This is a genomic window from Flintibacter sp. HCN-6482, assembly GCF_037892565.1.
GTDB classification, from domain to species: Bacteria; Bacillota; Clostridia; order Oscillospirales; family Oscillospiraceae; genus Lawsonibacter; species Lawsonibacter aceti.
Map to the genome: position 1 here is coordinate 13,072 of NZ_JBBKBK010000006.1, position 14,273 is coordinate 27,344.

The window sequence follows — 14,273 nt, forward strand, 5'->3', positions numbered from 1 at the left end:
TGTTTCCCCCAAAAGGGATTAGCCCATGACCTCAGCCCACAGCTCATTCCAGTGCTCCAGAATGGCGTCCTTATTTTCAGTCAGGTAAGACACATCGCGGTCCACCCACTTGATGTCGGAGGAGGGGGCCAGCCAGGCATTCTCGGGAGCCTCATAGTTAGCGTTGGTGTAGCGCAGGGTGCCCTCCTGATAGGCGGCCAGAGCGGTCTGACCCTCGGCGGAGCAGATGAAGTCGATCATAGCCTTGGCGTTCTCGGGGTTGGGGCCGTTCTTGACCAGAGCCACGCCGAAAGCGGTGGCGGAGGTGCCCTCCTCGGGGTACTGCAGACGGATGTTGTCAGCGCCATCCTTGATCAGGGTAACAGCGCCGTCCTCGTAGGTCAGACCCACGGCGTACTCGCCCTGCTGGACGCTCTTGAAGCCAGCGGAGGAGGAGCCGGCGATGACCAGGTTGGGCATCAGCTTCTCGATGTAGGCCCAGGCCTCGTCGGAGTCCATGCCGTAGACGGCCATGATGTTGGACAGGTTGTTCCAGGCGGAGGAGGAGCTGTTGGGATCGGCGGTGACAATCTGACCCTTCAGCTTGGGATCCAGCAGGTCCTCGTAGGAGTTGATCTCCAGGCCCAGTTCGGCCTCCAGATCCTTGTTGATGCAGAAGACGACAGTGGACAGATGGTCCATGGAGTACAGGCCGTTGGGGGAGGTGTAGCCGGGCATATTCTCGGCATCATGCACGGAGACCCAGGACTCGAAGATGTCAGCGTAGCGGTCGCCGTCGGAGTCAGCCATGCCGCCCCAGACCAGGTCGCCCACGGGGTTGGATGCCTCACCAGTCAGACGGGTGGTCAGCTCGCCGGCGGAGCCGTTGACGACCTCCACCTCAATATCGGGGTATTTCTCATTGAAGCAGGTGATCAGAGCATCCAGGTCGGGGTCGGTCATGGAGGAGTAGAGGACCAGGTCGCCGGACAGCTCAACGGGCTCCTCGGCGCTGGAGCCGGCACCAGTGCTGGTGCTGGATCCGGTGCTGGGGGTGGAGGTTCCGCCGCTCTTGTTGTCATCGCTGGAGCCACAGGCAACCAGAGACAGGGCCATGGCAGAGGCCAGGGCAAGGGCAAGTAACTTTTTCATGGTTCATTCTCCTTTTCATTCTTCTCAGAATAAGGTGTATACTTACATGCGGCAGGGCCGCAGATAAGCCGGGAAGGGGGTTAGAGACGGACGTCTTCCGACTTGGTCACAGCCAGATAGATGAGCAGGGAGATGGTGGTGATCAGCGTCAGGATGGCGGCGAAGGCGGCGGCCAGACCGTAGTTGCCTCGGCTGATGGCCACATAGGTGGACATAGTCAGGGTAATGCTCTTCTGGTTATATAGGATGATGGAGGAGGAAAGCTCCGTCACAATGGCTACCCAGCTGAGGATGGCGCCGGAGAAGATGCCGTTTGCCATCATGGGGACGGTGATCTTTACGAAGGTCTTGGCCTTGGAGGCGCCTAGGCTGATGGCTGCTTCCTCGATACTCATGGAGATCTGCATCAGCGTGGCCGTTGCTGAACGGATGGTGTAGGGCAGACGGCGGATGACCAGGGCGATGATCATGATGGTCATGGTACCGGTGAGGGCAAAGGGCTTCTTGCCAAAAGCAATCAGCAGGGCCAAGCCAATGACAGCGCCTGGCATAATGTAGGGCAGCATAGACAGAGTATCGATGGTGTTGTTCAGGGCGCTGGAGCGGCGGACCACCAGATAGGCGATGAGCACCGCGATCACGATGATGATGACCAGTGCCAGGATACCCATAACGGTGGTGTTTTTAATAGAGCGGCCCAGCAGCTTCTTGGTGGCGGCCTCGTAGTTGCCCAGAGAGAAGCCGGGCTTGAAGACAGCGCCAGAGCAGTTGCGGAAGGACAGGTAGATAATGTACAGCTGGGGCAGGAAGGCCACAGCCACCAGCACATAGCAGTACAGATGCATCAGGAAACCGGACAGGCCCTTGGCGTCCTTCTTTTCCACGGGGTGCAGGGCGTTCATGGAAAACTTGAAGCGGCTGGTGGCGAACTTCTGAATGCCGAAGACCACAGCGGTGATAATGACCGCAATCATAGCAAGGGCTGCGGCGAAGTTGAAGTTCTGGCCGCCCTCACCCAGGTACTGGTTGTAGATCAGCACGGGGAAGGTCTGGAAGCCCTCGCCCATGAGCATAGGGGTGCCGAAGTCGGCAAAGGCCTGCATGAACACCATCAGGCCGGCGGCTAGGATGGTGGGCATGGACAGAGCCAGCACGATGCGGAACAGACGGCTGACACCAGTGCAGCCCATGTTGGCGGAGGCCTCCATCAAGGTGTTGTCGATATTCTTGAATGCGCCGTTCATATAGATGAACACCAGGGGGAAGAACTTGAGCGACTGGACCAACAAGATACCTTTAAAGCCATAGATGCTTCCAATGTCAATGCCTAGACCAAGCAGGAACTGGGTAATGACGCCGGAACGGCCCAACAACATGATCCAGGAGTAGGCCCCGATGAAGGGGGCGGACATGGAGCACAAGATGGAGATGACAAACAGGGCTTTGGCGCCCTTGATCTTATAAAAGGAGTAAAAATAGGCGATAGGGATGCCCAGGATCAGGGAGACTGCGGTGACGGAGACGGTCACCAGCATACTGTTGACCATGGTGTCTGTGTAGTAGGACTTGCTGAAAAATTTGGTGAACTCCGCCAGGGAGAACTGGCCCTCGGGTGTGATGACTGACTGCTTCAGCAGACCAAACATGGGGTAGACCAGGAAGAGCAGGAAGGTGGCCAGCAGGACCAGAGAGACCACCGTCCATAGCTCAAACTTTTTCTTTTTTACTGTCATACTATGCGCCCTCCTCTGTCAGGATGCAGCGCAGTCGTTGCACACGCCGGTGAGGATATTGGCGGAGCCATCGGCGGTGAACACATTGACTTTTTCTGTGTTTAGCTGCAGCTTAATGTGAGTGCCAGGGCGGATGATGCTGTCGATAGAGGACTCCTGGATGATCTCCACTTCCTCGCCGGAATCCAAATGGACAAAATAGTGTGTGTTCAGGCCGAGGAACACACAGTCATCCACCACTCCGTCAATGCCATCCACAGTGGCATCCTGGGTGAGCAGGAATTCCTCCGGCCGGACGGACATGATCACGTCCTGGTTCTGGCGGTATTGGTCCATCACGTTCTGGATCTCGGCCCGATGCCCCTTCTGCGTAAGCAGATAGGTTCTGCCGCCCTCGACTACCAGCTTGGCGTTCATCACATTGGAGCGGCCAATAAAGGTAGATACGAACAAGTTGGCAGGCCGCTGGTAGATATTCTTGGGCGTTCCGACATGCTGGATAACGCCATCCTTCATGACAGCGATCCGGTCGGAAACGGCCATGGCCTCCTCCTGGTCATGGGTGACGTAAACAGTAGTGATATTGACGCTGTGCTGGATGTTCTTGATGACGGTCCGCATCTCCACCCGGAGCTTGGCGTCCAGATTGGAGAGCGGTTCATCAAAAAGCAGAACGTCGGGCTGGATACACAGGGCACGAGCTAGAGCAACACGCTGCTGCTGTCCGCCAGACAGACGTTCCGGCAGGCGGTCGGCATACTGGTCAATCTGCATCAGCTTCATGAACTCGTCGGTTTTGGAGGCAATTTCAGCTTTTGGGAGCTTTTTGTTCTTCAGACCGAACTCCACATTTTTACGCACAGTCATGTGGGGGAAGATGGCGTAGTTTTGAAACACCATGCCAATGTTGCGTTTAGCGGGATCCAGGTCATTGATGCGTCGATTGCTGAAATAGAAGTCTCCTCCCTCGATGGAGTTAAAACCGGCGATCATCCGAAGCAGGGTGGTTTTACCACAGCCAGAGGGCCCCAGCAGAGTGAAGAATTCTCCCTCCTTGATATCTAGGTTCAGGTCAGGGATTATCACATTCTCCCCGTACTTCTTTAAGGCGTGCTTGATCGAAATGGTCACACTCACAGTACATTCTCCTCTCAAATACACACATGGCCGGCAGGCGGTCTGCTTTTTGTCTGTATCTGCTTTTTTATCTTTTAATGGCGGATCATCCGCCGGACGCGCATAAAAGTGAGCCGGTTCCGGATCAGAGGGGAGGCCTCCAAAATCAGTTCCAGAGCCGCTTCAGGGACGCCCAGGTCAGACAGGGAGGCACTTGCCTTCAGGTCCGTTAAAAACTGATGGATCTGAGCGGCGGGAGGGATTTTCGCAATGATTTGCCGTATCTGAGGCCACTGCTGTATCAGCCGCTCCGGCGTTACCTGGGCCAGACAGTCATGGAGGTTTTCCTCCCGGCAGGCGGAGAAAAGCCTGGGGCCAAACACTTCCATCAGCCGCTCATCTGACACAGGGGCATAGGGCAGCGCCAGTGAGGCGATGTTCTCTATCTGGGATAGGCGCTGATATTCCTGAGCGATGAGAAGCGTGCCGACGCCAACCTTCTCTCCGTGGAGAGCGCTGCTATGAGTGCGCAGGGCCGCTGGCTCCACCTCAATGAAATGGGATACATGGTGTTCCGCTCCAGAGGCAGGGCGGGAGGTGCCAATCATCTGCATGGCAAGTCCGCTCATCAAAAGCCCGTAGACTACCGCCTCGTAAGCGGCGGAGCCGCCGCTGCGCAGGTCGCGGCATCTGGTCCAAATGCTGTCAACAGCATCCTCCATAATTTGATAGATGACTGGGCAAAGCTTTTCTCCAGTGAGGAGATGGGAGATGCGCCAATCAGTCAAAGCAATGAATTTGCCCAGCATATCGCCAATCCCGCTTGCGGTGAGCCGCCAGGGGGCGGCGGAGATCACATCAAGATCGGCCACGACAAGGAGCGGTGCCTGACAGGGTATCGTTTTTTTATATCCATGCCAAGTCATGGCCGCCACATTGGAGCAGAAACCATCGCAACTGGCGGCGGTAGGGATAGAAATGAATGGAATACCCCGCTCCGTCGAGCAATAGCGGGTGATATCGTGGACAGTACCCCCGCCAATGGCCAGCATCACTTGAATATCTGGTTCCAGACGAGCTAACACGCTGGCGGTAGAGTTCTCATCGGCATGGAGCCCAGAGGGGGATAGGATGATTTCCTGCTCCGCTCTAGGGTGTATGGAATTTGGGATGGCGCGGTAAGTATTTTCATCGTAGACCGCACAACGCTTTCCAACAACGGGAATGCTGGAAAGAATTTCCTCCAGATGGAAAAGAGCCCCTTCCTGAATGACACATATCTGGGTCGCAAGGAGGTGTTCCCCGCCGCAAGAGCAGGGTCCGCTCAAATGGTTGGCGTCTATTTTCACATTTCAGGACCTCCTGGGTATTCGAACAGAAACGAAAGGGAAACAAGACAAGCGCATTGACTTCAACATTTCCTTTTGTTAATATATAAACAAAAGGGAGGAAAATGGCTCGTGATTTGTACATATTTTATAGCCACTATAATAACTGAAGTGAGCATTTCTGTCAACAGTGTTAATATAGAACAATAAAAAATCATTTTCGCTCATGGAGAAGGGGACTATGCTGAAAGAAGAACGACATCAAAAACTACTAAAGGTCCTGGCGGAGAAGGAATTTGCCACGGTAGAGGAACTGAGCAAAAGCCTTTTGGTTAGTATGCCTACTATCCGGCGTGATCTGACTGAGCTGGCCCGCCGAAAGCTGATCATTCGCAATCACGGCGGAGCTATGCACATTCCGACGGAGAATGTGATAGCTCCGGTGGACTTCCGAAAGAGCGTCAACTACAAGAAAAAGAATCTTTTGGCCCGGGAGGCCGTAAAATTTGCTCTTAACAATATGGTGGTCTTTCTCGACGGTTCCACCACTGCTTCTTATCTGTGCGACTATTTAAAAGGGCGTCCTGATATCATTGTCATTACCAACAGCTTGACGACTGGCGCCCATTTGAAAAGCCTGGGCCTGCGAACCTACTGCCTTGGGGGCGAGGTAATCGGAAGCTCCTCCTCTGTGGGGGGGGCCATGGCCATTGAAACAGCCGCGAACTTTAATATCGACGTAATGTTCTTCTCAGCATCAGGAGTAAATGAGAAGGGAATGATCGTGGATACCTCAGAGAAAGAAACGGAGTTGAGGGCTTTCCTGCTGAAAAACGCGGCGGTCAGCGTGTTTCTATGCGATGGGAGTAAATTTGGCCACTCAGCGGTATATAATATCGCGTCTCTATCAGAGATAGACTATATGATTACCGACAGCCCGGTGCCAGAATCTTATCCTTCCCCCAAAAAGGAAATAATCTTAGTTGAGGAGAAGTGAACAGGCAGAAGGGCGGATCAAGCGCGTTTTGAGACAAAAAAGGCGGTGGAGCTGGAACACCTGTCCGGGTGATCCGCTCCGCCGCCTGTTTATGTTCCGTCCTGAGAGGCGACCAGGATGCCCCGACGGGGCAATGGGTAGGCGGGGGGGAGCGGGGAATCGGTGACCATATAGTCCACCTGATCTAAAGAAGCGACCCGAAAAATGGATCCCTTGCCAAATTTGCTCCCATCACACAAAAAGACGCTTGTGATCGGCCGGCGAAGAAGGTGGCGGCGCAGAAGCGTTTCCTCCTCAGAGGGATCAACAATGGCCCCTTTGGGCTCTACACCATAACAGGAGAAAAAAAGCATATCAATATGAAAGCGGTCCAAAGAGTCATAGGATATCTTGCCCCCGGCCGCAGTAGAACTGCCAAAAAAGCGGCCGCCAGTATAATAGGTTCGGATCCCCCTCTGTGTAAGTTGTACCGCGGCGGAAACCCCGTTTGTGAGTACAGTCAGATCCAAACTGGGACTGAAGCAGTCAATGAGATAGCCAGTGGTGGAGGAGGCGTCCAAAAAGAGAAAGGTATGTGGGCGGACTAGCTCCATGGCCCGGTGGGCGATGGCGGCTTTGGCCTTGGCGTGGATGGTCCGGCGGATATCCAGCGGCATACTGGTCCTGTCAGCGGAGATGCGCATTGCCCCGCCATTGCCACGGATAATCAACATCTGTTCTTCCAGCTCCCTTAAGTCTCGATAGACCGTGGGGGGACTGATAAAGAAGTGGCGGCTCAGGGTATCTACGGTGACAAAGCTGTGGTCATTTAAGAAATCCAGGATGTTTAGCAACCGGTCCTTTCTCGACATAATCATTTCCTCTTGAACATTTGTGATTGTTTTTGCTTTTTTGCGCCGGTCATTGACAAAAATGCACAATAGTGTATAGTTTCAGTATAAATGAAATAACAGAAAAATGCAAGCGGCTGGGAGGAGAAAAAGTGGGGAAAAGGATCCAGATGATCGCCTTTGATATGGACGGTACGATAACGCAGCACAAATGCCCTTTAGGGGAGGAGAATAAAAAAGTGCTGGATCGTCTAGCCCAGCTCTACCGGCTGCTAATTGTGGGGGCCGGTTCAGGCTCCAGGATTTTTCGACAGATGGGCGGCTATCCCATTGATATCCTGGCCAATTACGGGATGCAGGAATGGGAATACTGTCAGGAACGAGGAGAGATGGAGGTAGTCCGGAACATATCGGTGCGCTGTGACCGGGAGTCGGTTGACCGGCGAATGGACCAGCTGCGCCGACAGTTTGGTTACATGAACTATGCGGGGGAATCGGTGGAGTACCATCCTTCTGGATGTGTCACCCTCCCACTGCTTGGAACTGAAGCGGACAGCAGGGAAAAGCTGTCCTTTGACCCGGACCGGAGCCGCCGCCGAGCCATCTACCCCTATGTGAAGGAACTGTTCTTGGACTATACAGTGTATGTGGGTGGATCCTCCTCCTTTGACTTGGCTCCCCGGCCATACAGTAAATATTATGCCTTAGACCGCTACTGTGAGGAGCGGGGGCTGTCCCATGACCAAGTGGTCTATGTGGGGGATGACTACGGCCCCGGTGGCAATGACGAGAGCATATACCGCTCTGACTTTACATTTTATACTATCGACGACTACCGCCAGCTGGGGACGGTGCTCAATGAATTTTTGAGATAAAGGCGAAAAAGGAGAATCGAGAAATGGAATTATATCATACTCCTCATGGGCTGAACGACTATTTGAATCGGACATTTACCTGTCCCTGTGGAAAGACCCACAGCGCTCCCTTAAAGTATGTAAGTGTGAGGAAGGATGCCCTTTCGGACCTGCCGAAATTTGTAAAGGAATTGGGGTTCCACAGTCTTTATCTGGTCAGTGACCACATCACCTATGGGATCGCTGGCCAAAAATGCATGGATATCCTGGCTCAGGCGGGTATCCGGGCTGAGATCATCCAACTGACCCATTTGGAGTTTGACGAGGCTACCCTGGGGGAGTTGGTCATTCATATGCCCCAGGACTGTGACCTGGTGGTGGCCGTAGGCACCGGAACCATTAACGATATGACCCGGTATTTCAGCTTTAAGCTAGGGAGGCCCTTCTTTACTGTTGCCACAGCGGCCCCTATGGATGGATTCGCGTCCAGCATAGCGGCCATCCATGTGAACCATCTAAAGACCACCTTCCAGGCACAGACCCCGCTTGCGGTCATTGGGGACACAGAGATTTTGAAAAATGCCCCCTATCCAATGATAGCGGCCGGACTGGGTGATCTGCTTGGAAAATGTACCTGCCTGTGTGACTGGCGGCTGTCCCATATCATTACGGGGGAGCATCAGTGTGAGCGGATCATGGAGCTGGTGGAGAAGTGTGTCCAGGACCTGCTTCCGGTGGCTGGTCGGGCCAAGGAACGGGACCCAAAGGTGTTGGGAGATATCATGGAGGGGCTTGTCTTAACCGGTGTGGCTATGAGCTTGTACGGCAATTCCAGACCTGCCTCCGGCTGTGAGCACCATATGTCTCATTATTGGGAAACCATCCTGGAGCAGCGGGGCCAGCGGCCAGCTCCCCATGGAGCTCAGGTAGGCGTAGGTACTGTTCTGGTCCTGAAAGCGGTGGAACTGCTGCTGGAGCGGAAGGTGGATTTTGATGCCGCCCGCAGGGCGGCGGAGGCATATGACCCGGTCAAGTGGCGCGAGGAGATTCAGAGAGCCTACGGCCCTGCCGCCCCTGGAGTGATTGAGATGGAAGAAGAGGCGGGTAAGAATGCCTCCGCCGGCCGGCTAGCGCGCATCGATACCATGGAGCGCCGCTGGAGCGAGATCTCGGCCCTGCTTCGGACCTTACCCACTTCCGACTATGTGGCGGACCTGCTGTCCGGCTTGGGGGCGCCCTGCCGGCCGGAGGGAATTGGCATCGACCGGAAGCTGTTGAAGGATACATTCCTCTACTGCAAAGAAATAAGGGCTAGATATACGATTCTTCAGATGATGTGGGATCTGGACCTGTTGGACTCTATCTCTGATCAGGTGATCGAAGAGATCGGGTGAGCAGGGAATAGAAGGGCACACAAATAATTTGCCCTAGATTTAACACAACGGAACTTTCTTCAGCTGGGTAGTTGTTGTATTGTGAAACAGGGTGAGAGAGGAGGTGCGGAAAGCGTCTCCGCCAAAATGGCGGGGGCGACCCAAAGTAAAAAAAGAAGCCGGCAGTTACCCAACCGCTGAAGGAAAAACGACGATGTCGGACTGACAGACGGTTATATAAGAAATTTTTGAATGATGGAGGGACAAACGTGAAAAAGAAGTATCATACCCAAAACTTGTGGAGGCGCGTCATGGCTCGCGTCATGGCATTGGCACTGGTAGTTGGCCTGTTTCCGGCAGGGATGGCCCAATCAGCGTCGGCCGTTGAACTGCCAGAAGACGAGATCAAAGAGATGTGGGAAATCGCCCTGGAAAATGGCTATACCCACTATGATACCATCGACCTGTGCGGTGGCAACTCCCATATGCAGGGAATTTGTGTGGATGACAAGATGGAATACATGTATTTCTCCTATACCAGTGCGCTGGCCAAGGTAGACATGAAGACTGGCAAGGTGGTCGGTTCCGTAGGTGGCTTCGGCGAGGGAAGCTTCGGTACCCCTGGCGGCGCCCACTTGGGCTGTCTGGCCTACTATGACGGTAAGATTTACGGTTCTTTAGAATATAAAGAGCCAGGAGCAAAATTCTTTATTGCCGTCTTTGACGAGGATGCCATTACTGAAGTAGGCATGGATATGAAGGAGATGAATACCGGCGTGTACGGCATCCTACTGGAGGAGCCAACCTCTGACTTCCGTGATCCTCTGAACGATGTCGTCAGCGGCGCGAACGGCTTTGCGGTTAATGAGGAGAAGGCGGGGCATAAATTTGGCTGCTCCGGCATCGACGGCGTTACCTTCGCCCCCATGCCCGGCAGCGATGACGACAAGATGTACCTCTTTGTAGCTTATGGCGTATATGGCAACAATGACTACTGGAAGGGCCGTTATGATAACAATTACAATGTTCTCCAAGTCTATGACCCCGAAGATTTTGACCAGCCATATAACGAGTCAAAGGGAACCGGAGACTCTGTACTCCGCCGCTTTACCTATGAGCGGGGACTGAGTACTGATTATGAGGAGAGCGAAGTGCTCACAGCCACCGATACCCTTTATGCCTGGACTGGAACTACTAGCTACGGTGCCCAGAATATGGAGTACGATAAAGACACAGGCGATATTGTCCTTTATACCTATGCGCCCCAGCAGGAATGGAGCAAGGGCCACACCCTCTATGTGATCGACGGCAGCAAGGTCCCCGTGGAGCGGGAGATCGAGGTGGGACAGAGCAACACAAACTCTGACCAGGATGCCCATGACGCCGCTGTGGCCAAGGCCGAGGAGTATAAGGTGGACGGCAAATATCCCATCGGTAAGCATGGAGTGCTTAAGTGTATCTGCGGCAACGATTGTCAACCTACTGTCTGCGGCGACACCGGCATCACCGCTATGGTCTGTGGCGGAGCACTGCCTGAAACCGCTACCTACGGTATCGCCTCCATCGGTGGTGGATATTATTATATCGTAGATGGCGCCACGACTGCCAGCCTGTTTAAGCGGGATGATAACTATAACTTCACCCGGGTCACTCTGGACCGACCTATCAATGCATTCAACGATATCGTTGAGGGAGACTGGTATTACAAGGCTGTGGATTATGCGCTGACCGAGGGTATTATGTCCGGTACTAGCACAGACACCTTTGCGCCAAACGCCACCCTGACCCGTGCCATGGTGGCCCAGATGCTGTACAGCCTGGAGGGCAAGCCCGCGGCCGGCAGGGCTGACTTCGCTGACGTGGCGGAGGGCGCCTGGTACGCTGACGCCATTTCCTGGGCGGCTGGTGAGGGCATCGTGTCCGGCTATGGCGACACCTTCGGTCCCAACGATCCCATTACACGGGAACAACTGGCCCTGATCCTATACGGCTATGCCCAGATGAAAGAGTATGACACCACCCAGGGCGGTATGTCCATCCGGGAGTTTAGCGACTACACCTCCATCTCCGGCTGGGCGCTGGAAGGTCTGGACTGGGCGGTGAACGCCGGTCTGCTGTCCGGCAAGGGGAACAACACCCTGGTGCCTACCGCCGGGGCCACCCGTGCCGAGGTAGCACAAATCTTTATGATGTTCTGTCAGGAAGTGGCGAAGCAATCAAAATAAAGCAGAGAACAGTGGGGGCCCAGGGACGAGATATGTCCCTGGGCCCCTACTATTAATAGATACTTTGGAAGATGGCCGACGGTTCAAAATTAATCTTATGAAAGACTCCATAAAACAGAAGTAATAATTTTAGAAACTTATCCTATTTTTAGATGTTATGGTATTGCATACATCTACAAGCGCGGGAAGCTGCCATGGAAAACAAGAAAGCAGTGGTGGGGGCAAGATCCGCAAGAGGGAAGATGGATGCTTGGAATACCAATCAATATACTGCGGGCTATACCCAGAAGCAGAAGGCACACAAGACAACTTGAATACCGGTGCGTAAAAATAGGACCATTACGTTGGTGCGTTCCGTGTGAAGGAAAAAAGTTTCACACTGGCTGCTTTTCGTTGTTCTCTGACAGGGCGGGTACAGTTGGTCTGTTCTCTGGAGACAATGACTCCTCATCCTCGTCCACAGGTCGCCACGCCTGACCGAAGTGTACGTCTCGGAACAGAGCGGCAAGACCTGTGATCTGCTTGAGCCGCAGGATCTCGTCCCGATCCATACCTAAGTGGCGGGCGATCCAGGCATCTGACCGCCCCAACTCGTGTAGCTCTTTGATAATATTGCTCATCAGGTCCACGTTATGAGAACCTCTGGCTCGGTTGTGACGTATCGTGCTGGCCATTCGATTAGACAGCGGCTTATCAATCACGGCTACGGGCAACATCCCGTGTTCCCGCTCATAAATGTCCCGGTGCTCCTTCATAATACGCCAGCGATGGAACCCATCCACGATAGCGTACAAGTCCTGTTTTTTGGAATAATAGCAGACGATAGGCTGGGTATAGCCATCCTCCAAAATACTAAGGTAGAGAAGTTTCATTTCCGGCGGAGCGACGCTGTTGGGATTGTATGTATTGGGGACGATCTTTTCAAAGGGCACAGCGATAATATGGTATGCTGGGCTAGAAAATCCATCAATTATCATCCATGATCCCCCCATATTTTCGTTTGATCAGGTCGATGCGTTTCTGCTCCTGGCGGGTCAGCCCGAAGCCCATAAAGCGACAGGTATGGTCATTTTTTAGGATGCAGTAACACATCCTCTTCCAACTGGGTACATCCTTGGTGCTTTTAATATCATCTGTATGGTCCGGAATGGGCCCGGCAAAGATAACACGGGACTTCTTGTCCAATGTATAGTTGGACACGCCATTTCTTTGAATCTGATACCCGTGTTCCTCAAGCTCCCGGATGGTTTCTTCAGATAGGCCACCCCCTGTTTCACGCCAGAATCGGATAGAGGTCTTAAATTTTTTGACATAGTTGTTCCGAAGCCGACTTGGCAGGGTATCCAATAAAAATAGAGTATAGGACTTCCATGTATGGCCCTCAGGAAGAGAGATATTGCGGTAACCCATGGCCTTGGTGCGGCTGTAGATAGCGCCAAAATTGGCACCTCTAACCCGACCTACCAACTTAGTCCAGATCTCTGGATCAATTACCCGGTACAGGTTCAGCGCATCCTTGGAGTAGTCGTTGAAAGGAGAAGCTACACGCATCTGGTCGATTTTCAGCCCCGCCTGATAATAAAGGTCGTAAAGTCGATTATAGTCGTAGCCGAAACGAGCGTTGGCTACCCATACATCGCTATTGGTCCAGTCGTAAAGCGGGGAAGCGCACCATACATCCTTGAACTGCTTGGATATCCAGCACTCGCCCTTATATCCGTATTTTTTATTGAGGAAGGCACTATACCGCTGCAGGGATTCGCTGGCTCGCATTCCCAACAGGCAGACCGTTTTTCCACCCCCTTGCTGCTCTTTGTAAAAGCGGCCGAACTGTTTAGCCAGGTCTTCCTGATGCATCCGATAGCGGTAGTGGTTAAAGGGCCGCTCCATGTTGATTACATAGGGGTAGTTTGGCATAGGCCGCACCCAAAGCTCAGGGTGCCTATCATCCCAAGGATACCAGAACATCTCGTAGCTAGAAAGGGCGGTACGGGTGGCCATAGGAAGACAGACCCAGTAGGGGGCTACTTCCGGCAGCAGCCGCTCGAAGGTCCGTGTGACATACTCGGTTGTTACGGTATACTGGGCTTCAAAATCCTGGTGGAACAGGCCAATGACCCGGTGCGGATAATGAGCGCGTTTATAGTCCATCAGCAGATTTAGCAGCAGGCCGCTGTCCTTGCCACCGCTGAAGGAAACATAGATGTTCTCAAATTCCTGAAACAGATAATCAAACCGGTCCTGAACAGCGTCGTAGACGGACCGATCCAGGTATTCTCGCTTCATATCAATCTCTCTATCTAACAATATGACAACATTACTGATACTGTGGGAAGCGGGTACCTATGGAATCTCCTAACTGAAAGCGGCGAAATCCATAGACATGGACGAAAAGCGGACTGTCCTGCTGAAAAAGGGTTCCTTTTTTTGGAGTAATTTCCTATATATTGTATCACATCCAAAATTTTCTTCAATACCATATCCGTGTGAGGAGAGAGATCCTGCGGACAAAATATATTTTCCGATAGGAGTCCTGTAAAAAATGTCCTTTCCGATTTATAACAAAAAGAAAATAAGCGGATAAATAATACAATTCGTATAGAAAGCGGGCGGTCCAAAGCATTCCATAATCGCGGTTGAAGACACAAACCATGAAGGGAAAGATAAAGATGATTTTGCGCCGTTA

Annotated in this window: 11 protein-coding genes; 4 read left to right on the top strand and 7 right to left on the bottom strand. The window is 53.0% G+C overall.

From position 1 onward, the window contains the following. Nucleotides 1–18: 18 nt before the first annotated feature. The 4 genes from WKS99_RS13145 to WKS99_RS13160 all read right to left on the bottom strand — a co-directional run bounded on the left by WKS99_RS13145 (nt 19) and on the right by WKS99_RS13160 (nt 5,329). The gene (locus WKS99_RS13145; RefSeq protein ID WP_147573427.1) at nt 19–1,131 is read right to left on the bottom strand and encodes an extracellular solute-binding protein; all 1,113 of its coding nucleotides are present in this window, start codon (nt 1,129–1,131) and stop codon (nt 19–21) included. A gap of 80 nt (nt 1,132–1,211) precedes the next feature. Then, nucleotides 1,212–2,864 (bottom strand): ABC transporter permease, encoded by a 1,653-nt coding sequence (locus WKS99_RS13150; protein WP_147573426.1) that lies wholly within the window; start codon nt 2,862–2,864, stop codon nt 1,212–1,214. Between the two features lie 18 nt (nt 2,865–2,882). Continuing rightward, nucleotides 2,883–4,001: an ABC transporter ATP-binding protein gene (locus WKS99_RS13155; RefSeq protein WP_340406455.1), complete on the bottom strand. Its 1,119-nt coding sequence runs from the start codon at nt 3,999–4,001 to the stop codon at nt 2,883–2,885. A 74-nt stretch (nt 4,002–4,075) separates the two neighbouring features. Continuing rightward, nucleotides 4,076–5,329, bottom strand: a complete 1,254-nt coding sequence (locus tag WKS99_RS13160; protein WP_262670483.1) for a sn-glycerol-1-phosphate dehydrogenase — start codon at nt 5,327–5,329, stop codon at nt 4,076–4,078. Between the two features lie 220 nt (nt 5,330–5,549). On the opposite strand from WKS99_RS13160, the gene WKS99_RS13165 reads away from it, so the two are divergent. Then, the gene (locus tag WKS99_RS13165; protein ID WP_186853396.1) at nt 5,550–6,305 is read left to right on the top strand and encodes a DeoR/GlpR family DNA-binding transcription regulator; all 756 of its coding nucleotides are present in this window, start codon (nt 5,550–5,552) and stop codon (nt 6,303–6,305) included. Between the two features lie 89 nt (nt 6,306–6,394). Here WKS99_RS13165 and WKS99_RS13170 read toward each other — a convergent pair whose 3' ends face one another. Beyond that, entirely contained in the window at nt 6,395–7,156 is a 762-nt protein-coding gene (locus tag WKS99_RS13170; RefSeq protein WP_186853397.1) for a DeoR/GlpR family DNA-binding transcription regulator, read from the bottom strand. A gap of 131 nt (nt 7,157–7,287) precedes the next feature. Between WKS99_RS13170 and WKS99_RS13175 the strand changes: the two genes are divergently transcribed. From WKS99_RS13175 to WKS99_RS13185, 3 genes are all read left to right on the top strand, one after another. Further along, the gene (locus tag WKS99_RS13175; RefSeq protein ID WP_240286611.1) at nt 7,288–8,010 is read left to right on the top strand and encodes a phosphomannomutase; all 723 of its coding nucleotides are present in this window, start codon (nt 7,288–7,290) and stop codon (nt 8,008–8,010) included. A 23-nt stretch (nt 8,011–8,033) separates the two neighbouring features. Continuing rightward, a complete protein-coding gene (locus WKS99_RS13180; RefSeq protein ID WP_340406461.1) occupies nt 8,034–9,383 on the top strand; it encodes a sn-glycerol-1-phosphate dehydrogenase in 1,350 nt (449 codons plus the stop codon). A gap of 290 nt (nt 9,384–9,673) precedes the next feature. Then, the gene (locus WKS99_RS13185; protein ID WP_340406463.1) at nt 9,674–11,587 is read left to right on the top strand and encodes an S-layer homology domain-containing protein; all 1,914 of its coding nucleotides are present in this window, start codon (nt 9,674–9,676) and stop codon (nt 11,585–11,587) included. A 374-nt stretch (nt 11,588–11,961) separates the two neighbouring features. Here WKS99_RS13185 and WKS99_RS13190 read toward each other — a convergent pair whose 3' ends face one another. Next, nucleotides 11,962–12,564 carry an IbrB-like domain-containing protein gene (locus tag WKS99_RS13190; RefSeq protein WP_240286617.1) on the bottom strand — a complete coding sequence of 201 codons (603 nt, stop codon included), beginning with the start codon at nt 12,562–12,564 and terminating at the stop codon, nt 11,962–11,964. Continuing rightward, a complete protein-coding gene (locus WKS99_RS13195) occupies nt 12,554–13,873 on the bottom strand; it encodes a phosphoadenosine phosphosulfate reductase (protein ID WP_340406466.1) in 1,320 nt (439 codons plus the stop codon). The genes WKS99_RS13190 and WKS99_RS13195 overlap by 11 nt, the downstream gene beginning before the upstream one ends. Nucleotides 13,874–14,273 lie beyond the last annotated feature (400 nt).